A 19839-nucleotide genomic window follows, 5' to 3' on the forward strand; every position below is an offset into this window, starting at 1 on the left:
ATGTCTCGCTCCACCACTCTGGCAACCCTCACCGCTGCCTTCCTTGCTTCTACTGCCCTCGTCGCGCCGAGCGCATTCGCGGAAGCCCCAACGCTCGAGTCCGGGCACGCAAACTGGAACATCAAGGGATCATTCCTGAGCTACATCCAGAAGCCGTTTGCCGCAGCAACCATCACGGCGTCCGATGGGGCAGAAAAGGTACTTGACGCGAGCAAGCTGGTTGACTTCGCCTTGCCAGTAAATGCAAAGGAGTCCAAGCTCACGGCAACTGGCGAAGGGGTCATAGCCCTCGACGGCGCTATCAGTATCAACGCACACCACGGTGCGATGGATATCCAGTTGTCTGATTTCAAGGTCGTCATCGAAGGGGCTAAAGGGTTCCTCCAGGCAGACTATGTCCGCAAGGGCGCTATGCCCGGTGCAGAGACCACCACGTTGACCGGCGACGATAAGCGCATCGTCGAGTTCGACGTCCAACAGCCGCTGAAGGCTAACAAGAACAACCAATTCGCTGCGACCTTCACCCCGACCAAACTGACAGAGGACGGCTCCGCGATCTTCGATAAGCAGTACAAGGCCGGTGAGCCTTTCGCGGATTCCAAGGTAGCCCTTGCACTGAAATTCAAGGATGCTCCCGCACAGACGACGCCCACTCCCACGCCGGAAGGATCAAGCCTTGGAACCGGCGCGATCGTCGGAATCGTGCTTGCCGCAATCGCGGCCCTCGGTGGCCTTGCATTTGCAGCGAGCCAGCCAGGTTTCCAGGCGATGCTCGGGAAGCTCGTATGAGCGCCGTCGATAACGTCGGCGGACACATCACCACGGTGATCACTTCACTCATGGCGATCGCTGGCGTCGTAATGACCGTCGCCGCACTCGCCCAGGGCGCAGGGACGATTCTCGGGATCCAGCTACCAACGATTCCTTGATATACAGAGATATACAGACCGCAAAACAAGAAACCCAGCCACCTCATGGTATGGCTGGGTTTCTCCATTTGGGCAACACACCAAACTAGGAGTTCTTCTTGCCCTTCTTCTTTTTCTTGCTGCTCACCTTGGAGAGTTCCAGCTTTGCAGCAGCATCGGGCACGTAACGGAACTCGTCGCGCGGAGGTCGCTCGTAGTCAATAATCTCTGGGCGTTCAGGGATCTCTGGCAGATCAGGGTCAATGTGCTCGTAGGGGATCGTCGACAAGAGGTGAGAAATCACATTGATGCGCGAGCGCTTCTTATCCTCCGACTCAACCGTGTACCACGGCGCCGCAGGAATATCCGTGTGGATAAACATCTCATCCTTGGCTCGGGAGTAGTCCTCCCACTTTGTAATGGACTCGAGGTCCATTGGCGAGAGCTTCCACTGGCGCAGCGGGTCTTCCCGGCGGGATTGGAATCGCTTGTACTGCTCTTCATCCGATACAGAGAACCAGTACTTACGCAGCATGATGCCGTCCTCAACGAGGAGGCGTTCAAAGATCGGTGTCTGGTGTAGGAACCGACGGTATTCCTCCGTGGTGCAGAACCCCATCACGCGCTCAACGCCGGCGCGGTTGTACCAGGACCTGTCGAAGATGACGATCTCGCCTGCGGCGGGGAGCTTTTCGACGTAGCGCTGGAAGTACCACTGCGTCTGCTCGCGCTCAGTTGGCTTCGGCAGCGCCTCAATACGGCAGGTGCGCGGGTTCAGGTACTGGGTGATGCGCTTAATTGCGGAGCCTTTGCCTGCCGCGTCGCGCCCCTCCATCACGATGACAACACGCGCTCCGGTCTTGACGACCCACTGCTGCATTGCCACCAACTCAGCTTGAAGGCGTACGAGTTCTTTCTCGTACGCCTTCTTGGAAAGTTTCGGGGGCTTGGTGGAATTCTTCTCTTCACTCATAGGTACTAACCGTACCCATAAAGCGGGGAGAAATTAAGCCGATTCGGCTAGTCCACCTTGAATTCAGCCATGGTATCCCACTCGGTCTTACCCTCGATCAGGGTATTGATGATGGTCGGGGTTTCCTTCAGAATCTTCGGGAACAGCTCCTGGGCGGCGCGGAAATGATCGGAGTTCACGTGCGCTTCCGCGGCATCGTCGTGGAATGCCTCGATGAGCAGGTATTCGTTCTTATCCTCTTCACTGCGGTACCAGTCAAAGAAGATGCAGCCCGGCTCTGCGCGGGTTGCGTTGGTGAATTCCTCTACCTCTTGACGAAATGTCTCGACGTATTCTGGCAGTGGCTTGTAACGAACGTTGATCAAAATCATGCCACCACCCTACGCATATCTCGCATTGTTGTCAGCCGACGCTTTTGGCTACGAAGCTGCTCAGTTAATTGTTCAACAATAGATGCGTTATACTCGTAACAGTTGTCGGCCGATGGTTCTATTTACCATTGCTGACTAGCTTAAATAAATAGTTCTACACTTACGGATGCCATGCTTGCTCAAAACGTTGCCTCTGAGGTCCGCCGCGCGATTTCGCGTGGTGAGTTCTCCCCAGGCCAGAAGCTCAACGAGGTTGCCCTCGCTGAGCGTTTCGAGGTATCCAGAAATACCCTCCGCGAAGCATTTGCAATGCTTACGTCAGAAGGTCTTTGTGAGCGCATTCCGAACCGTGGCGTATTCCTCGCCACTCCTTCCCCGGACTTCGTCACTGACACCTACCGTGCGCGCGCCGCAATCGAGCCTGCGGCTCTCCTTTGGGGCGAAGAGCTCGATGTTGACCGTCTCGAAAAACTCAACACTGAAGCCCGCGAGGCAATCGCTCAGGACGACGATGACCTGCTGACGGCCGTGAACCAGGCTTTCCACCACGTGGTGCTCTCCGCAATGGGCTCGAAGACCCTCGGCGACACCATGGACCAGCTTGACGCGTTCATGCGCTTGGCAACGCTTCCGATTATTCAGCAGCAGCCGTCGTTTAACCGCCAGTTCATCTCCGTCAACGAGCACATTGTGGAGCTGCTGCGCAAAGAAAAGCGCCACGAGGCGTCCGACTACCTGCAGGAAGCACTTCTCGAGCAGGGTCGTATTGTGAACGACCTGATCGAGAAGATCAATAACGGGTACCCGATTTAGTGCTCGAGCTGCTCCCCAAGCTCAAGCCACTCCATTTCTAGCTCATCGCGGCCATCGTTGGTGCGCTGCAATTCCTGCGTCTTCGCGCCGATCGCTTCGAAATCCGGCGCGTCTTCACCCGACATGTCGGCAATCTGCGCTTCCAACTCCTTGGCACGTGCTTCCGCCGTCGCGATCTTGCGCTCAAGCGCTTTCATCCGCTTCCGGATCTCACGTTCTTCCTGCGATGACAGCCGCGGTTCCTCCACGGGGGCAGCTTTTTCGGAGTTTTCGGTCTTCTCCCCCAAATCGAGTGGACCCGTTTGGGTGCCCATCGCAGCTCGCTGCTCGAGGTATTGCGAAATCCCGCCCGGCAGGTTGCTGAGTGTTCCGTCGCCGAACAGCGCATAGGTGGTGTCTGCAATACGCTCGATGAGGTAGCGGTCGTGTGAAATCACGACGAGCGTCCCTGGCCAACCATCAAGCAGGTCTTCCAACTCTTGCAATGTATCGATGTCAAGGTCGTTCGTGGGCTCGTCGAGGAGCAAAACGTTCGGCTCGCTCATCAGCACACGCGTCAGTTGGAGTCGACGACGCTCACCGCCGGAGAGGTCCCCAACAGGTGTGCGCTGGCGCTTCGGGCTAAACCCGAGGCGCTCCGCGAGCTGGGATGCCGAAACCTCCTTCTTACCCAACGTGATGTAGTGCGCGACGTCCTCCACAGAGTCGAGCACCGTCCTCGTTGGGTCGAGGTCGTCGAGTTCCTGTCGCAGCCACCCAATCCGTGTGGTCAGGCCTTCGATGCGCTTGCCGGCAGCAAGCGGGTAGTCACCGGCAAGCGTCCGCAGCAACGTCGTCTTTCCGGAACCGTTGACACCAACAAGACCGATGCGCTCGCCCGGCGCGAGCCGCCACGTGAGGTGGTCGACGAGCGTGCGCCCGTCAGGAGCGTCGATGCGGGCGTCCTCAAACTCGATGACGACGTTGCCCTGGCGTTGCTTGGAAAACGCCATCAGCTCGACCTTGTCGCGTGGTGGCGGAACATTTGCGATGAGAGCTTCGGCTGCTTCGATGCGGTATCGCGGTTTTGACGTGCGTGCAGGGGCGCCTCGGCGCAGCCACGCGAGTTCTTTGCGCGCCAAGTTCTGACGACGCTGCTCGATGGCGTCGGCCTGGCGGGCACGCTCGGCGCGGGCGAACGTCCAGTCGTTGTAGCCACCCTCGTAGACGTCGACGGTGCCGTCGTGGACCTCCCAGGTCAGCGTAGCGACGGTATCGAGGAACCAGCGGTCGTGCGTAACCACCACGACTGCGAGTTTGCGCTGCATGAGGTGGGATGCCAGCCACTGCACGCCCTCGACGTCAAGGTGGTTCGTCGGCTCGTCAAGCACGACGAGATCTAAGTCCTGCACAAGGGCCGCGGCGAGGCTCACGCGGCGCCGCTCACCACCAGAAAGCTCCCCGACCGGGGTGTCCAGCCCGAGGGCAGCCACGCCTGTTCCTTGGAGAACCTCTCGCACCTTGCTATTCGACGCCCACTCGTACGTCTCGAGACCCAAGGGTTTGACGACGACGTCGCCGACGGTGGCGTCGTCGTGAATTTCGAAGCGTTGTGTCACCACCGCCATGCGTAGGTCAGAGTTGTGCGACACGCGCCCGCTGTCCGGGGCTTCGATGCCGGTGAGCACCTCAAGCAACGTTGTTTTCCCGCCGCCGTTGACGCCCACGATGCCGATGCGATCGGCGGTCTGGATTCCGAGGGAGACACCGTCGAGCAGTGTTTTTAAGCCCCAGGTTTTGGATACGTTTTCGAGGTTGATCAGGTTCGCCATAGCAAACCCATCGTAGCCTACGCCTCGAGTTGCGCCCCCGCAGACGGGCCGGAAGTACAGAACACCTCGACGCCCTCGACGTTGTCACGAAGCACCGTTTCAAGCGCCCGCGCGGCTTCTTCGTCGAAGCACAGTGCGGCGATCGTCGGCCCGGACCCAGAAACAATCGCGCGGGCTACAAGTTCAGTTTCGGATTCGATGCGTGTGATCAGGGCTGCGATGCGTGGGCGCATCGCCACCGCTGCAGCTTCCAAATCGTTGTGCAGGTGCTTCGCTAGCTCGCGCGGGTCGCCCGTCACGAGTGCCTGCGACAGCGCGGCCGTGTCCAAATGCGGTACGAGCGCCGGGTTGTCGTGACGCAGGTCATCGAGTGTTTCGAAGGCCTTGCCCGTCGAGATCCCAATCTTCGGGTTGCAAAACACCCACCAGTACGTGCCGCGTCCGAGGACCTCAACGAGGGCGTCGCCACGCCCGGTGCCGAGCGCTGTGTGTCCGTGGAGAGCAAACGGCACGTCCGCTCCCAGCCCGACTGCAAGGTCGTAGAGATCTTCTTCGCTGAGCCGCTCACCGCAGTACCGTTCCACGTAGGCGTTCGCCGCGACGAGCCCAGCCGCGGCATCTGCGGAGCCGCCCGCCATCCCGCCTGCCACAAACACATGCTTGTCGACGACCAGCTTCGCCTTCGGCAACGACAATCCTTGCACGCCACTGCGGGCCCGGACGGCGTCGACGACGGCATCGACCGCACGCCACGTCAGGTTTCGAGGCGTATCGATATCCTCGTCTGGTACGTCCACGTGGAAGTGCGTCTGCATCCCAACGACCACGGAGCCAGATTCGACGCATGCCGACTCATCCTCGACGACGATGCGAACTCGCTCGCGGCGCTCGACGGCCTGGAAAACCGTTACCAACTCGTGGTAGCCGTCAGCACGCGCGTTGCCGACGCCGAGATGCAGGTTCACTTTGCCGGGCGCTGATGCAACAATCTCCCGCGTGTTGCTCATCGAGCCTCCCCCAGCCTGACAAAGTCCTCCACCCCGAGCTTCTCACCACGCAGTCCAGGATCGATGCCGGCCGCGCGCAGCGCAGACTCGGCTTCCGCGGGGGAACCGTACACCGATGCGAGCGTTGAACGCAGCGTCTTGCGGCGTTGGGCGAAGGCGGCGTCGATAAGTGGGAAGACCTTGTCGCGCACGCTGCGGTCGCGCTCGGGATCGACGTCGATGCGAACAAGCCCGGACTCGATATTCGGAGCCGGCCAGAAGACGTGCTTGCCGATGGTCCCTGCCTGCGACACCTCGCCATAAAACGCCGCTTTTACGCTAGGAACGCCGTAAATCTTCGTGCCTGGCTTCGCGGCAAGGCGGTCAGCGACCTCCTTCTGCACCATCACGAGCACGCGGCGAATGGAGGGGAACTCCGCAAGCAGGTGCAACAACACCGGCACAGAAACGTTGTACGGCAGGTTCGCAACGAGGGCCGTTGGCTCCCCGGGAACATCACGCTGCGTAGTCTTCAGTGCATCCATGTGCACGATATCCAGCTTGCTCGCGGCCGAAGGTGCGCGAAGCTCCACGGTTTTACCCAGCTGCTGTGCCAGCCTGTCATCGATCTCAAGCGCTGTCACGTGCGCTGCCTCATCGAGCAGGCCAAGCGTCAGTGACCCGAGACCAGGACCGACCTCGACCACGCGGTCGTCTGGGGAAAGCTCCGCTGCGGCAACGATACGCCGCACGGTATTCGGGTCGTGCACGAAGTTCTGCCCCAGCCGTTTCGTTGGGGTGACACCTAGTGCAGCCGCAAGCTCACGGATTTCTACCGGGCCAAGCAGTTGGGTTTCGCTCATACCTGACGAGGTTAGCGCAACCCCATCCGTGCGGTACATGCAGGCCACGCACCCCACCCCTGGGATGCCTGCGTTTTCTGGGCGATTGCGATCTGCTGCTCGCGGGTCGCCTGGTCAGCGGTCGGCGCGTACTGGGTGCCGCCGTACGCTGCCCACGTCGACGCAGAAAATTGCAAGCCGCCGTGGTAGCCATTACCCGTGTTGATGGACCAGTTGCCGCCAGACTCACACTGCGCCAACGTGTCCCATACCGAACCAGCTGCTACTGCGGGAGCATTCGCCGACTCCTTGGTACCGCGTCGCACCTTCGCCGCCCTTGGCGCACGAACCTCGCGCTCACCTGCAATGCCCTCGGATTCAACCTTGCCATTGACCAGAACGGTCTCGTGGAGAATTTCCTTCTCCCCGTCCTTGCCTTCCTCCAGCACCTCTTCGTTGCCGGTTTCCAGCTCTTCATCATCGACGTACTCAACCGGTGCCTCGATTGGCAGGACCTCAGCACGCTTCACCACGTTGACGCGGTCGAGCACGATCTCCATGTTCGGGTACACCGCGGCATCAAGCGGGTGGTTCAAACGATCATCGGAGTCGAAGGTGATGCCACGGTCCGCGAGGAGCTCGCCTACGGTTTTCTTCGCAACCGACGCGTAGGTCACGTTCCCGCCGTCATTGATCGCGATGATCTTCGGGGTGGTCACGTCGACATTGAGGCCGTCGACAAGCTTGGTGTCCTTGTCCAGGTCCGACGAGGAAGCCGGGGACACACCCACCTCGTCCATGACTTCCCCAACAGTCAGCGCTGTCGAGGTGATTTCCTTTGCCACCCCGTCGACGACGACGGCGACTGGCTTCGCAGTACGAACGGTCACGGTATCGCCGTTCGACAGCTTCTCAGCAGGCGCCGGGTACACAACGTCACTGTCCTTGACCTCAACGCCCGCAGCCTGCAACGCACCCGCGACGTCACCCGAGAAGGTCTTCAGCGAGGTCGCCTCACCGTTGACGTCCACTGTGACGTCCTTCTGCGCGGTGAGCGCCGTGGTGGTACCGGCTGCAATGACAACACCTGCGAGTGCCCCGACGGCGATTCGCTTCGTTGCGGTGTTGTTGTGCTGGATACGCGAGCCCATAAAGCGTCATTCCCCTTCGTCACGAAATAATACTTCGATAACAATACGGTAACTTCTACCGTTTTACCAGCACATGTTTGCACACCATGGTGGACACGTTCACTCGCGCCACGCGATTCACACCACTCACAGCCGACCTGGGACAACGCTTACTTGCGCCCAGTGTGTTCCCGGACACGTGCACAGCATCATCCCAGACCATAGACGCGATCGAAGGTAGCGGATACCTCGCTCGCCAGCGTCTCGACGTCCACTCCCCGAGCTTGCGCAACCACGTGTGCCGTATGCCCAATCAGCGATGGCTCATTGCGCGAACCTCGAAACGGCTCCGGGGTCATATACGGCGCATCGGTTTCGATGAGCAGCTGGCCCACCGGCGCCAGAGCCGCCGCCTCCCGCAGCTCCTCATTGCGCTTAAACGTAACGTTGCCGGCAAAGGAGAGCACATAGCCACGCTCAATCGCCTCCCGCGCCACGTCAAGGGGCGAGGAGAAGCAGTGCAAAATCACATGCTCCGGTTTCGGCGTATCCGCGAGAATCCGCATCATGTCCGCATCCCCCTCACGGTTATGGATCATCAATGCCTTGCCGGAGTCCACGGCGAGCTGAATGTGCCAACGAAACGCCTCTTCTTGCGTGGCAAGGTCAGCGGTGTTCTCGGCGTCGTGGCGGATCCAATACGTATCGATGCCTGTCTCCCCCACCGCAACACACCGAGCGTCCGAGGCCATCTGCGTGAGCCGTTCCCGCGTCGCGTCGTCGAGCTCGGCGGCTCGCGTCGGATGGATCGCGCACGCTGCGAACACGCCCTCATGCATGTGCGCGGCAGCAAGCGCCTGCTCTGCTTCCGCGAGCCCATCGCCCACGGTGCATACCCGCTCCACACCGGCGCTCAACGCACGCTCCATAATCGCATCGATATCCGCCTGCGTGGTGGCTCCGGTAGAGGCCAGGTGGGTGTGGGCGTCGATAAGCCCTGGTATAGGGGCTGCTGGTACTGGTGTCGGGCGAGGTTTCTTTTTGCTCATACGATAGAGCCTATGACATTCCACGCGATTGACGCACAGACCCAAACCAGCATCGACAACGCACTCGCCGAGGCAGCGGCGCAGGGGCTCAATGGCCCTGCACGAGTAATCATCGAGCGGTTCGAAGGGTTACTCGAGGATTTCCTTGCACTTCCCCGCGACGCACAACGCAGCTACCCGCGCGGCGACACAGCCCGTATCGTCGGCACCGCCCTCGGCGACGCATTCGTCCGCGACTACGGATTTACCTGGAAACTCCTGAAAGATGACTACGGCACGGACCTCGTCGTCGTCCGCGATGCCGACACCAACTCCCCCAAATACACCGCCCCCATCATGGTTGTCGACGCCCGCTTCGACGACGACGCAACCGGCAAACTCACCACGTTCCTGGAGCAGTTCCTCAGCGGCTTGCAACACTAAGCTCGTCGTCAATAACGACGTGACGCGCCGCCACGATGCCAACAGCCCCCATGACCAACGCCATGATGACTAACGCGATCAGGATCGGCTGGAACTCCCCGATCCGCCCATAGGCCACGCCAATGAGCAGCGGCCCCGTTGCCGCGAGCACGTACCCGACCGGCTGCACAAAACCCGACAGCCGTGCAGTGACTAGCGGGTCGCGTGTGCGCGCCGGGATCAGTGCGATTGCTAGCGGGAAGCAGCACCCGCCGAAGCCCAGGAGGAAGCTCCAGCCCAGCGGTGATGCTGCCGGTGCGAAGTACAAACCGAGATACCCAGTGGCCGTCGAGAGCGCAAACAGCACCACCAGCGGCGTCAGCGTCCGCGCGCGAGAGATGACCGTCGGCAGCACAAGCCCACCAACCATGCCTACCGCGCCAAGCAGCCCCAGTCCCGTGGCTGCGGTGGAAGGGGCAACCCCGGCGTCAATGAAAATGGCGGGCAACCACCCCATCTGGATATACGCGCTGGTTGACTGCAACCCGAAGAAGAGCATCAAGGCCACCGCAGTGAGCGACTTCCACACCGGCGCTTCTGGCGTAGCAACCGCGCCGTCCTGCGGGGTCGAAGCCTTGCTCCCGGGGATGTCCCTCCCGAATTTGAAGAGCACAAATACCCAAACCGCCAGCTGCACGACAGCCGTCACCGCCCACAGGCCGAGTGCCGACTGCCACGAGGGTGTCACCAACGCGCTGAGCGGGCCAGCCGCCGACGATAAGCCCAGGGTTACGGAGTACACCGTAGTCAGGGCGACGATGTAGCGCCCACCGTGCTGCTTGATCCACGCAGGCAGCAACACGTTCATAAGTGCGATGGCGCCGGCCGCGCCCACCGTCGCGAGTAAGAACATCGCGATATCGGGTGCGAAGGGGCGCAAGCCCAAGCCCGCGGTCAGCAACCCCGCAGCGCCCAGAATGACGGGGGTGAGGCCAAACCGCCGCGCAATCGGTACCGCACAGATACCGACCAGGAAGAAGAGCGTGCCGGGGATCGCCGTGATGACGCCACCGACCCATGCCGGGGCGTCATAGTATGCGATGACCTGGTCAAGTACAGACCCGACGGAGGCAATGCCCGCACGCAAATTCAGTGAGGCACTAATGACAGCGACGAAAAGTACAAGAGCAAACACTCGAAGCACTCTAGCGCTGCCGCAGCGTTACTGCACAGGCGCCCACTCCGGGCCGGTCTCCCCGAGCTCCGGATCGAGCTTCGCCACCAGTGGCTTCGGCTTCGACAGTGCCACGCCGGGCTCCATTGGCACGCGCTTCCATGTCGCCTGCTGCTCGGAGTAGTCGCCGGTGATGGTGAGGTAGGTCTGGCCGCGCTCCGGCAGGCCGACGCCGACGAGATCGTAGTCAGCGTCATCGCGAACCTCAACGATGGACGGCTCTGCCGCCCACACACCAGTCCGGCCGAGGGTCTCGTGTACCTTCTGCGCCGTGTGCGGCAGGAACGGGGTCAGCATCGCATTGCAGTCGCTGACCACCTGCAGTGCGGTCCACAGGACCGTCGCCAGACGAGTGCGCTGTTCCGGATCCTTCGCGAGCTTCCACGGCTCCTGGTCCGCGATGTACGCGTTGGTCTCCCCGACCACGTGCATGATCTTGGTGATCGCGCTCTTAAAGTGAGCCTCGGCCAAGTCCTTGCCTGCGGAAACAAACGTGGATTCCGCCAATTCAAGGATTTTCTCGTCCACTTCGGCGAGCTCTCCTGGTTCTGGAACCTCGCCGAAGTTCTTGTGCGCCATCGACACAGTGCGGTTGACCAGGTTGCCCCAGCCATTCGCCAGCTCGTTGTTCACGCGACGCACGAACTCGTCCCAGGTGAAGTCCGTGTCGTTGTTCTCCGGTCCGGCCACCGCAATGAAGTAGCGCAACGGGTCCGCACCGAACTCTTTCAGGAAGTCCTTGACATAGATGACTACGCCCTTCGAAGACGAGAACTTCGAACCGGACATGGTCAGGAACTCCGAGGACACAACCTCAGTCGGAAGATTCAGGGTGCCCAGCTCGTGTTCTTGCCCACCATGCGAGCCCTTGCCCGCGTAGCCGAGCAGCTCCGCTGGCCAGATCTGTGAATGGAACGTGATGTTGTCCTTGCCCATGAAGTAGTAGCTCGCCGTTTCTGGGTCCTGCCAGAACGTCTTCCACGCATCCGGGTTGCCGCTTCGCTCCGCCCACTCAATCGAGGCAGACAAGTAGCCGACCACCGCGTCAAACCAAACATAGAGCTTCTTCGACGGGTTGTCCTGCCAGTCCTCGACCGGGATAGGGATGCCCCAGTCGATGTCACGCGTCATTGCGCGCGGACGCATGTCCTCCAAGAGGTTCAACGAGAACTTCAGCACGTTCGGGCGCCACTTCTCACGGGTGCTCAGCCACGTCTTCAACGCGTCGTGCAGCGCCGGGAGATCCAGCATGAAGTGCTCGGTCTCAACAAACTTCGGCGTCTCGCCGTTGATCTTGGAGACAGGGTTGATCAGGTCTGCTGGGTCGAGCTGGTTACCGCAGGTATCGCACTGGTCACCACGAGCGTCAGTCGCGCCGCAGATTGGGCAGGTGCCCTCAATGTAGCGGTCCGGCAGCGTACGGCCATTCGAAGGAGAGATCGCGCCCTGCGTCGTCTCCTTGATCATGTAACCGTTGGCGTACAGTCCCTTAAACAGCTGCTGCACCACGGCATAGTGGTTACGAGTCGACGTGCGAGTAAACAGGTCGTAGGACAGACCCAAACCGGCCAAGTCGTGCACGATCTGTTCGTTGTAGCGGTCTGCGAGCTCCTTGACGCTCACGCCTTCCTTGTCCGCCTGCACCAACAGCGGGGTCCCGTGTTCGTCGGTGCCGGAGACCATCAGGACGTTGTTGCCAGCCATACGCTGATAGCGCGCAAACACGTCAGAAGGTACCCCGAAACCAGCTACGTGGCCGATGTGGCGGGGGCCGTTCGCATATGGCCACGCAACGCACACAAGGATATTTTTTTGAGTCTTCGCAGAAGTCATGCCCTTAAGCATAAGTTATGGCCCCGACACAACCCATGTTTCGGGTCATATCGGGGCCATGAGCGGTATTCACCGCAGGATGTCAGAGCTTAGTTACGCGGACGCAACATGCGCTTGACCTGCTCCTTCTTCCTATCAAGCTCGAGCTGGTCGCGGTGCATACGGCGTTCAATAGCCAACTGGCGGTTGAAGCGATCCTGTTCCTTCTTGTCCAGGTAAATAGTGTCGTTGGACACGTCCTTCACAATCGCGAACATCAGCAAGATCAGGATGAGCAAGAACGGGGTTGCCGCAACAATCGTCACAGACTGCAGCGCGCCCAGTGCGTCAGAGCCGCCAGCGATCAGCAGCGTCAGGCCAACGAACGCGGTGCCAAGGCCCCAGACAGCTGCGATCCATGGGTTCGCATCCGATTTACCGTTCTGCGACATAGACGCCATCACGGTCGAAGCCGAGTCAGCCGAGGTGATGAAGAACGTACCCAGCAGGATCACCGCGAAAATACCAATGTAGAAGCCACCAGGCAGCTGGTGCAGCAGGTTGAAGAGCTGCTCTTCCGAGGTACCCTCGCCGTAAATGGAACGACCGTCCTGCTCGAACTTGATCGCGGTGCCGCCAAAGATGGCGAACCAGACGGTGGACAGGCCTGCTGGAATCAGCATGACGCCAAGGCAGAACTCGCGAATCGTGCGGCCACGGGAAATTCGTGCCAGGAAGGTGCCAACGAATGGTGACCAGGAGATCCACCATGCCCAGTAGAAGATGGTCCAACCGGACAGGAAGTCTCCTGCTTCACCGTTCTGGTTCTCAGCGGTACGGCCAGCCATCTCAAAAAACTGGGACAGGTATGCGCCGACGCCCGTCGGCAAGAAGTTCAGGGTGCTGACGGTTGGGCCGAAGACGAACACGAAAATAGCCAGCAACGCAGCAATCGCCATATTGAAGTTCGACAGCCACTGGATTCCCTTGCCGACGCCCGACATCGCGGACAGCAGGAATGCAAGAGTCAGGACGGACACGATGCCGACCGTCAGCTTCGTCGACGGCGAATCCACAAAGCCGGAAGCGTTCAGGCCCGAGCTAATCTGCATCGCGCCCAAGCCCAGCGAACATGCGGTACCGAAAATCGTTGCAAAAATTGCAAAACCATCAATGAGCTTGCCCCAGAAACCGTTCACGCCCTTTTCACCAATCAGCGGGATGAAGGCGCTAGAGAGCAGTTGCTTGCGGCCGAGGCGGAACGTCGAGTACGCGATCGCAAGGCCCAAGATCGCGTAAATCGCCCATGGGTGCAGGCTCCAGTGGAACATTGTCTGCGCGAGCGCAGTGCCCACTTCGTGTGGCTGGTGGCCAGGGACACCATCGCGGTACATCGCCAGCGGCTCAGACGCACCGTAGAACATCAGACCAATGCCCATGCCTGCCGCGAACATCATCGCAATCCATGACGACGTTCTAAACTCCGGTTGTTCGTCCGACTTGCCCAGGCGGATCGTACCGAAGTTCGAAAACGCGATTACCAAGACAAAGAACACAAAAATCGTGCCGAAGAGCACGAACGCCCAGCCAAGGTTGTTAATCACCCAGCTGAAGGACGTATCAGCAAAGCTCGAGAAACTATCTGTTGCTAACAGGCCCCAAGCGACGACGGCCGCCACCACGACGAGAAGCGGAACAACGATGCTCCAGTCAATCTTCGCGTTCTCGTCCTCCGCAGCAAGCTCAACCTGCTCCTCTGCGTCGACCGATTCTTTACGCTCCCCGCGCCGCTCTGCAACGATGAGCTCGGCAAGCTCGCTCGTCGCAGACGGTGCGGCAATTTCGGTTTCATCGGAATTTATCTGTTCAGTACTCCGAGTTTCTGCATCAGGATCATGCGGATCCTGGGTCAGGTCTCCCTGAGACATGAAAAATTCTCCTCAATTCCATAGAAAATAAGAAAGCTTTAGCAGGTTAACTGAATTCGGCTGCTATATCTAATCCAATTCGTCCACGTAGTGCCCATTTTCAGCCAAAAAGTCTGACTATTCCGCGCTGCGAGCTTCCTGAGCGAGGTCATATAATTCGCCCGATTTCACCCCGTGCTGCTTCGCGATAGTCTTCACTGCATCCTTCATCCGCATACCCCCGCTTACCAGCTCTAAGACGAGTTCCACAAGGTCTTCGGGCTCCGCTGTTGCGGCGTCACCGCCCTCGATGACAACGGTGACTTCTCCCCTCACTCCGTCCTTGGCCCACTCGGCGAGTTCACCAAGTGTCGCGCGCTTTACTTCTTCGTACGTTTTTGTCAGTTCGCGGCACACCGCTGCACGTCGATCGCGGCCGAGGACCGAAGCGGCGTCGGCAAGCGTCTGTGCCAGTCGGTGCGGTGATTCGAAGAAGCACACGGCGCGCGGTTGGTGCACAAGCTCCTTGAGCCAGGCTTCCCGCGCGCCTGCCTTGCGTGGAGCAAAGCCATCGAAGATGAAGTGCCCTACATGCAAGCCTGAGAGCGCAAGCGCCGTCGTGACAGCAGAGGGGCCAGGCAGGCAAGTCACGGGGACGCCGGCGTCGTGTGCCGCTGCAACGAGTGAAAGGCCAGGGTCGGACACAATCGGCATGCCGGCGTCGGTCACCACGAGCACAACGCCATTGCGAGCAGCCACGAGCAACTCGTCCCGCCGCTGCTCTTCGTTGTGGTCAAAATTCGAGATGATCTTCCCACGCGGTTCCACCCCCAAGGCTGCCGCTAGCGCGCGGGTGCGCCGCGTATCCTCCGCCGCAATCACGTCTGCGTTCGCGAGTGCGTGCTGAAGCCGCTGCGAGGCGTCATCAATATTGCCGAGCGGCGTAGCGGCCAGCACTACCCCACGTGTTGGAAACTGGTGTTGCAACGTCGCTTGAGTGTCTGCACTATCCATGCAATAGATACTAGGTGCAGCTACAGATAATGCGGCGAACACAGTAGTATCCATTCACGTGAATACCAATGCGCCCATCGATACCGTCCAGAGTGAAGCGTCGCCAACGCCCGCGTTGATGAAGCCTGGCAGGCCACAGCCGGGAGCACCAGTCAGCGTGCCTTGGCATCGCCGGGACACCGTGACGCTGGCGGTACTGACGGTCCTCGCGCTGTTCACGCGCTTCCTCGGGCTGGTGCAGCCGACGTCTTCTGGCACCCCGGTCTTCGACGAGAAACACTACGTGCCGCAGGGCTGGGACATGGTGCGCAGCTCCTTTAACCCAGTGCTGGGCGGCATCGAGTCCAACCCCGGTTATGGGCTGGTGGTGCACCCGCCGCTGGGCAAACAGCTCCTCGCGCTTGGTGAAACCGTCTTCGGTTACACCCCGATGGGTTGGCGCATCATGACAGCGCTCTTTGGTACCGCAGTAATCGTGTTCACGTTCCTGCTCGCCCGACGCGTGAGCCAGTCAACGTCGATCGCAGCCATCGCAGGCGTCATCGCGCTTTTCGACGGCGTGCTGCTGGTCGCAGCCAAATTTGGCATGCTAGACATCTTCCAGGTGCTGTTCATCGTCGCCGCCGCGTGGACGCTCGCAGGTGACATGCGTCAGGTGCACCAGCGTTGGCACGACGCCTGGCTGTCAGGTGCTGTGCAGTCCTCGGGTCCGTACGGGCCGCGCCTCGGGTTCCGCTGGTGGCGTTTCGCAACCGGTGTGTTGCTCGGACTGGCACTCGGTGTGAAGTGGTCGGGGCTGTACTACATCGCGTTCTACGGCCTAATGTCTGCGTTTTGGGATCTGTGGCTGCGAAAGCGTTATGGCGTCGAGAAGCCACTGGCTGGCGCACTGGTGCGCGACGTGCCCTCTGCACTCGCCTCGATCGTGCTGTTGCCCGCACTCCTCTATATCTGGTCGTGGCGCGCATGGTTCGCCTCTGAGACTTCTGTGTACCGCCACTCCCTGGCGGACGGCACGATCGCAGGATCCGACTGGCCATGGCTGGCCAACCTGCCGGATGCCGCTGCTGGATGGCTGTACTACCACTTCTCCGTGCTTGAGTTCCACGGCTCCCTCACGAGCTCTAGCGGGCACTCGCACCCATGGGACTCCAAGCCGTGGGCGTGGCTCGTCGCAGCACGCCCGATCCTCTACTACTCCTCCACCGACATCGAGTGCGGCGACGGCAACACCTGCCGCGAAATGATTTCGCTGTTCGGCACCCCGGCGATCTGGTGGCTCACCATCCCCGCGTTGCTGTGGGCAGCGTGGGTCTGGATTACCCGACGCGACTTCCGCGTCATCGTGCCAGTCATCGGCTTCGCCGCAGGCTTCCTGCCGTGGCTTGCGGCGTTCGACCGCCAGATGTACTTCTTCTACGCCACCGCGCTCATTCCGTTTACCGCAGTGCTGCTCGCGCTGGCGCTCGGAAACATCGCGAAGAAAGGCACGCTACGGGAACCTAAGTGGCTGGTGAAGCTGACCGGCGCCCCGATTCGCACCGGCCAAATCATCGTGATTGTCTACCTCGCCGTTGTGGCGGCAAGCTTCGTCTACTGGGGTCCGATCCTGTACGGCCTTCGAGTCACCGACGGCTACTACGAGTCCCTCATGTGGTTCCCGAGCTGGAAGTAGTTCGCTAGAGGCCGGTCGGGTCTGCGTTGAGCAAGTGCCACGCGCGGCGCATGGCCACGCCTTTGTCCGCGATCCACGTCCAGGCGAGCGCCAACAACGCGATTCCCGGAGCGATGACCGTCATCGGTGCCACTGCTCCGATACGCTGCACAGCATCAAGCACCGCAAACCCAAGGGTAAACGTGAACATCGTCCCCACGATCAACACGATGCCGGGGATCTGGGCAGGCTTCCAGGACGCGAGCCCCAACGACAGGCCCACGCCGAAGCGGACCGCAACCCCCATCAGCGTGGCTGCGGCGACCTCAGGAGTCTGCGCCAACGCCTCGCCCACACCGACGACCCCAACGATGGCCCACACAATCCAGCACACCGCGATCGCACACAGCGCGGCCCTGCCAATCATCACGTTGACTTGTCGGCGCTGCATCATCGCGTGCCACGGGTCGTTGACCCCAGCGAGGATCGCGTCAGCGAGGTCGCTCGGAGGAGCCACATTGCCGTCAACCTCTGCAAAGCGCACCGTCTGCGACAAGGAAAGCGCCTGCTCCCAAAACGCGGCGCACTCCTCGCACTGCGCCAGGTGGGCGTCCACGATGGCGTCGTCAAGCGATGGTTGCTCCCCGTCGAGCCGCGCGGACAGGCAGGCCTGAATCTCGTCATGGCTAATCACGTGTGAGCACCCCGTCCAAGCTTGCGCGCCCCGGCCCGAACACGATGACCACGAACAACGCCGCGGCGAGCACCATCGTGTATTCAATACCGCCATCGGCAATGAAGAAACCGTTGCTCAAATGCACGAAGTAGGTTGCCGCCACCGCCAATAATGCAAGTACCGACGCGACGATCGTAGTCAGCAGACCAATGACGAGGAACGCTCCCCCAACCAGCTCAACGAATCCCGCCAGGTACGCCGACAGCGTCGGCTGAGGCACCCCAATCGCCGCAAAGTCCTCCGCAGTGCGCCGCATTCCCAGCTCAAACCAGCGCTGGTACCCACGCGCAACAAACACGATCCCGAGCACCGCGCGGATGACTAAGAGCGCAAAATCTCGAACTGCTGGCCTGTTCATGCACACTAGAGTACTCAAGGAACCGAACCAGACAGAAAAACGTCAAACTACGTATGGATAAAGAAACGAAGCAACAATTCCCAATCATCGGCGACGACGGACTCAGCCGCCCACCCTGGGCCGCACACGATTCGCTCCTGCGCCACTACTACGACACCGAATGGGGCATGCCCATCCGCGACGAAGCCGGAATGTTCGAGCGCCTCTGCCTCGAGGGGTTCCAAGTCGGATTGTCGTGGAAGCTCATTCTGCAAAAGCGCGACGCCCTACGCGAAGCCTTCCACGGGTTCGACCCCGACGTCCTCGCACGGATGGACTCAATCGAGCACCTTCTTGACGACGCCTCCCTGATTCGCAACCGGCGCAAACTCCAGGCGGTGCTCACCAACGCGTCCGCCACCCGCGAGTTGCGCGAAACCGGCACGGATCTTGCAACCTTTATCTGGTCCTACCAGCCAGAAACCACACCTACACCCCGCACGATGGAGGAGGTTCCAACCCAGTCTGAGGAGTCACGCCGCCTCGCGCGCGACCTGAAGAAGCGTGGCTTCACCTTCGTCGGCCCCGTCACGATGTACGCACTCATGGAATCTACTGGCATCATCGACACGAATCTGATCTGCACACACCGGCGAGGAGCCTCCGGGGTGTGGAGCTAGTCGTCATCCATCTCTGCGAAGGCTTCCTCCACCGAGTCGTACTCCTCGCGGGACGCCTCCCAGACTTCCTTCGCAGCTGAGAAGTTCACCGCTGCGATGATGGCGCCAACGATGATGTCGAACCAGGCAGTGGACCACACGAACGTCAGCAACCCGGCCGCAATGATGAGCAGGTTCGCCAGTGCGTCGTTGCGCGCCGCCAGCCACGCCCCCGTCGCCAACGACGACCCCTGGTCCCGTAGCCTCAGCAGAATCACCGCGCACACGACATTCACCACGAGCGCACCAACCGCGACCCCCGTAAGGCCCTCCGGCGATGGCGGCTCCGGGTCCAGCACCTTCGCAACAACGGTCACCACCGCCGCGACCGCCGGAATCAGAATCAACGCCGCCAACACACTACCCGCCGTACGACGCCGCGATGCAGACCAAGCGACCGCGAAGAACACCAGGAAGTTAATCGCCGTGTCCTCCAGGAAGTCCGCCGAATCCGCAAACAACGACGCCGACCCAATCGAAACAGCCGCCACAAACTCAACGAAGAAGTACGCCAAGTTCAGCAGCGCAACCACCAGTACTGCTCGGCGGATCCGTTCTGTAGCCACGAGGTTCTCCTTTTCTTCGACTGTCTTGCGCGCAGCACTCCTGTAGCACTCTAGCGACGTTGGTTGCTCTGTTCTAAACGTTCCTGAACGTTGGCTGGGCACCGCAATCCATTAGCCCAATCATGCGACCTGGGCTTTTGCCAGCCCGCTTGCCGAAAAACCCGGAATTTGGTGCCAGCACAAACACAACAAAACCGGGTTAAGCGACAAAATGTGTGCTTTTTTGGATATGGATTCCAGGTCCTGCCTGGGCCTACGGCGGGACAGTGCTCGTTGAATCGGGATTCCCTGCCGTAGACCGGAAGGTCCACCACTTCAGGCGTTGGATGTGCTATGACAGCAGACTGTTAAACCAGCTGCATGCCAACTCAACACAGAAAGAGAAAACACAACAGGCCCCTATGCCCGGCATGCGAGCACACCGCCACAAAAATGGGCACCACATCCAGCGGAAAACAGCGATGGCGCTGCACAGACTGCGGGCACACCTTCACCAATCCCAACTCAGCCAAGACCAGCGCATATCGGTTTGCCATCTTCATTGACTGGATCACCAACCAGCGTCCCCTCGACGC

At 60.5% G+C, this 19839-nt stretch carries 21 protein-coding genes; 6 read left to right on the top strand and 15 right to left on the bottom strand.

All coding sequences use genetic code 11. The features are described from left to right. Both KBX13_RS06195 and KBX13_RS06200 read left to right on the top strand, forming a co-directional pair. A complete protein-coding gene (locus KBX13_RS06195; RefSeq protein ID WP_256021260.1) occupies nt 1–789 on the top strand; it encodes an HtaA domain-containing protein in 789 nt (262 codons plus the stop codon). Further along, the gene (locus KBX13_RS06200; protein WP_168156192.1) at nt 786–929 is read left to right on the top strand and encodes a hypothetical protein; all 144 of its coding nucleotides are present in this window, start codon (nt 786–788) and stop codon (nt 927–929) included. The genes KBX13_RS06195 and KBX13_RS06200 overlap by 4 nt, the downstream gene beginning before the upstream one ends. Nucleotides 930–1014: 85 nt before the next feature. On the opposite strand, the gene ppk2 is transcribed toward KBX13_RS06200, so the two are convergent. After that, nucleotides 1015–1881 (bottom strand): polyphosphate kinase 2, encoded by an 867-nt coding sequence (gene ppk2, locus KBX13_RS06205; RefSeq protein ID WP_070362803.1) that lies wholly within the window; start codon nt 1879–1881, stop codon nt 1015–1017. 47 nt (nt 1882–1928) lie between these two features. Further along, nucleotides 1929–2252 carry a putative quinol monooxygenase gene (locus KBX13_RS06210; protein ID WP_070362804.1) on the bottom strand — a complete coding sequence of 108 codons (324 nt, stop codon included), beginning with the start codon at nt 2250–2252 and terminating at the stop codon, nt 1929–1931. A gap of 171 nt (nt 2253–2423) precedes the next feature. On the opposite strand from KBX13_RS06210, the gene KBX13_RS06215 reads away from it, so the two are divergent. Next, nucleotides 2424–3065: a GntR family transcriptional regulator gene (locus tag KBX13_RS06215; protein ID WP_070362805.1), complete on the top strand. Its 642-nt coding sequence runs from the start codon at nt 2424–2426 to the stop codon at nt 3063–3065. On the opposite strand, the gene KBX13_RS06220 is transcribed toward KBX13_RS06215, so the two are convergent. The 5 genes from KBX13_RS06220 to KBX13_RS06240 all read right to left on the bottom strand — a co-directional run bounded on the left by KBX13_RS06220 (nt 3062) and on the right by KBX13_RS06240 (nt 8883). Continuing rightward, entirely contained in the window at nt 3062–4876 is a 1815-nt protein-coding gene (locus tag KBX13_RS06220; RefSeq protein ID WP_256000372.1) for an ABC-F family ATP-binding cassette domain-containing protein, read from the bottom strand. The two genes, KBX13_RS06215 and KBX13_RS06220, sit on opposite strands and share 4 nt — an antisense overlap. Before the next feature lie 17 nt (nt 4877–4893). Then, nucleotides 4894–5883: a 4-(cytidine 5'-diphospho)-2-C-methyl-D-erythritol kinase gene (locus tag KBX13_RS06225; protein WP_256000371.1), complete on the bottom strand. Its 990-nt coding sequence runs from the start codon at nt 5881–5883 to the stop codon at nt 4894–4896. Continuing rightward, the gene (gene rsmA, locus KBX13_RS06230; RefSeq protein WP_256000370.1) at nt 5880–6725 is read right to left on the bottom strand and encodes a 16S rRNA (adenine(1518)-N(6)/adenine(1519)-N(6))-dimethyltransferase RsmA; all 846 of its coding nucleotides are present in this window, start codon (nt 6723–6725) and stop codon (nt 5880–5882) included. The genes KBX13_RS06225 and rsmA overlap by 4 nt, the downstream gene beginning before the upstream one ends. 11 nt (nt 6726–6736) lie before the next feature. Then, a complete protein-coding gene (locus KBX13_RS06235) occupies nt 6737–7855 on the bottom strand; it encodes a resuscitation-promoting factor (RefSeq protein WP_256021262.1) in 1119 nt (372 codons plus the stop codon). A 188-nt stretch (nt 7856–8043) separates the two neighbouring features. Further along, entirely contained in the window at nt 8044–8883 is an 840-nt protein-coding gene (locus tag KBX13_RS06240; protein WP_070362809.1) for a TatD family hydrolase, read from the bottom strand. A 12-nt stretch (nt 8884–8895) separates the two neighbouring features. On the opposite strand from KBX13_RS06240, the gene KBX13_RS06245 reads away from it, so the two are divergent. Next, nucleotides 8896–9306 (top strand): DUF3806 domain-containing protein, encoded by a 411-nt coding sequence (locus KBX13_RS06245; protein WP_070362810.1) that lies wholly within the window; start codon nt 8896–8898, stop codon nt 9304–9306. On the opposite strand, the gene KBX13_RS06250 is transcribed toward KBX13_RS06245, so the two are convergent. The 4 genes from KBX13_RS06250 to rsmI all read right to left on the bottom strand — a co-directional run bounded on the left by KBX13_RS06250 (nt 9287) and on the right by rsmI (nt 15252). Then, entirely contained in the window at nt 9287–10480 is a 1194-nt protein-coding gene (locus KBX13_RS06250) for an MFS transporter (protein WP_141742267.1), read from the bottom strand. The two genes, KBX13_RS06245 and KBX13_RS06250, sit on opposite strands and share 20 nt — an antisense overlap. 27 nt (nt 10481–10507) lie before the next feature. Then, nucleotides 10508–12352, bottom strand: a complete 1845-nt coding sequence (gene metG, locus KBX13_RS06255; RefSeq protein WP_070363552.1) for a methionine--tRNA ligase — start codon at nt 12350–12352, stop codon at nt 10508–10510. Nucleotides 12353–12441: 89 nt separating this feature from the next. Continuing rightward, nucleotides 12442–14259, bottom strand: a complete 1818-nt coding sequence (locus KBX13_RS06260; protein WP_084028600.1) for a BCCT family transporter — start codon at nt 14257–14259, stop codon at nt 12442–12444. Between the two features lie 117 nt (nt 14260–14376). Further along, a complete protein-coding gene (rsmI, locus tag KBX13_RS06265) occupies nt 14377–15252 on the bottom strand; it encodes a 16S rRNA (cytidine(1402)-2'-O)-methyltransferase (RefSeq protein WP_070479269.1) in 876 nt (291 codons plus the stop codon). A 118-nt stretch (nt 15253–15370) separates the two neighbouring features. Between rsmI and KBX13_RS06270 the strand changes: the two genes are divergently transcribed. Continuing rightward, nucleotides 15371–16927, top strand: coding sequence for a dolichyl-phosphate-mannose--protein mannosyltransferase (locus KBX13_RS06270; protein ID WP_252931167.1), 1557 nt, complete (start codon nt 15371–15373; stop codon nt 16925–16927). A gap of 4 nt (nt 16928–16931) precedes the next feature. On the opposite strand, the gene KBX13_RS06275 is transcribed toward KBX13_RS06270, so the two are convergent. Continuing rightward, nucleotides 16932–17600, bottom strand: coding sequence for a zf-HC2 domain-containing protein (locus tag KBX13_RS06275; protein ID WP_070479267.1), 669 nt, complete (start codon nt 17598–17600; stop codon nt 16932–16934). Then, on the bottom strand, nt 17593–18000 hold the full coding sequence (locus KBX13_RS06280) for a DoxX family protein (RefSeq protein ID WP_070976133.1): 408 nt from the start codon (nt 17998–18000) through the stop codon (nt 17593–17595). Before KBX13_RS06280 ends, KBX13_RS06275 begins: the two co-directional genes overlap by 8 nt. 53 nt (nt 18001–18053) lie before the next feature. On the opposite strand from KBX13_RS06280, the gene KBX13_RS06285 reads away from it, so the two are divergent. Continuing rightward, on the top strand, nt 18054–18659 hold the full coding sequence (locus tag KBX13_RS06285; protein ID WP_256000367.1) for a DNA-3-methyladenine glycosylase I: 606 nt from the start codon (nt 18054–18056) through the stop codon (nt 18657–18659). Here KBX13_RS06285 and KBX13_RS06290 read toward each other — a convergent pair. Further along, nucleotides 18656–19264 (bottom strand): cation transporter, encoded by a 609-nt coding sequence (locus KBX13_RS06290; protein WP_256000366.1) that lies wholly within the window; start codon nt 19262–19264, stop codon nt 18656–18658. The genes KBX13_RS06285 and KBX13_RS06290 overlap by 4 nt on opposite strands. A gap of 368 nt (nt 19265–19632) precedes the next feature. Further along, nucleotides 19633–19839, bottom strand: a 207-nt coding sequence (locus KBX13_RS06295; RefSeq protein ID WP_256021271.1) for a hypothetical protein, incomplete at its 5' end; no start/stop codon positions are given.

This window comes from Corynebacterium sp. CCUG 51687, from assembly GCF_024453995.1.
Lineage (GTDB): Bacteria > Actinomycetota > Actinomycetes > Mycobacteriales > Mycobacteriaceae > Corynebacterium > Corynebacterium pseudogenitalium.

Coding starts and splice junctions, on each gene's coding strand:
- KBX13_RS06260 (WP_084028600.1), bottom strand. CDS start 14,259: ATGTCTCAGGGAGACCTGACCCAGGATCCGCATGATCCTGATGCAGAA.
- KBX13_RS06240 (WP_070362809.1), bottom strand. CDS start 8,883: ATGAGCAAAAAGAAACCTCGCCCGACACCAGTACCAGCAGCCCCTATA.
- metG (WP_070363552.1), bottom strand. CDS start 12,352: ATGACTTCTGCGAAGACTCAAAAAAATATCCTTGTGTGCGTTGCGTGG.
- KBX13_RS06245 (WP_070362810.1), top strand. CDS start 8,896: ATGACATTCCACGCGATTGACGCACAGACCCAAACCAGCATCGACAAC.
- rsmI (WP_070479269.1), bottom strand. CDS start 15,252: ATGGATAGTGCAGACACTCAAGCGACGTTGCAACACCAGTTTCCAACA.
- ppk2 (WP_070362803.1), bottom strand. CDS start 1,881: ATGAGTGAAGAGAAGAATTCCACCAAGCCCCCGAAACTTTCCAAGAAG.
- KBX13_RS06195 (WP_256021260.1), top strand. CDS start 1: ATGTCTCGCTCCACCACTCTGGCAACCCTCACCGCTGCCTTCCTTGCT.
- KBX13_RS06225 (WP_256000371.1), bottom strand. CDS start 5,883: ATGAGCAACACGCGGGAGATTGTTGCATCAGCGCCCGGCAAAGTGAAC.
- KBX13_RS06220 (WP_256000372.1), bottom strand. CDS start 4,876: ATGGCGAACCTGATCAACCTCGAAAACGTATCCAAAACCTGGGGCTTA.
- rsmA (WP_256000370.1), bottom strand. CDS start 6,725: ATGAGCGAAACCCAACTGCTTGGCCCGGTAGAAATCCGTGAGCTTGCG.
- KBX13_RS06200 (WP_168156192.1), top strand. CDS start 786: ATGAGCGCCGTCGATAACGTCGGCGGACACATCACCACGGTGATCACT.
- KBX13_RS06285 (WP_256000367.1), top strand. CDS start 18,054: ATGGATAAAGAAACGAAGCAACAATTCCCAATCATCGGCGACGACGGA.
- KBX13_RS06270 (WP_252931167.1), top strand. CDS start 15,371: ATGAAGCCTGGCAGGCCACAGCCGGGAGCACCAGTCAGCGTGCCTTGG.
- KBX13_RS06215 (WP_070362805.1), top strand. CDS start 2,424: ATGCTTGCTCAAAACGTTGCCTCTGAGGTCCGCCGCGCGATTTCGCGT.
- KBX13_RS06235 (WP_256021262.1), bottom strand. CDS start 7,855: ATGGGCTCGCGTATCCAGCACAACAACACCGCAACGAAGCGAATCGCC.
- KBX13_RS06280 (WP_070976133.1), bottom strand. CDS start 18,000: ATGAACAGGCCAGCAGTTCGAGATTTTGCGCTCTTAGTCATCCGCGCG.
- KBX13_RS06210 (WP_070362804.1), bottom strand. CDS start 2,252: ATGATTTTGATCAACGTTCGTTACAAGCCACTGCCAGAATACGTCGAG.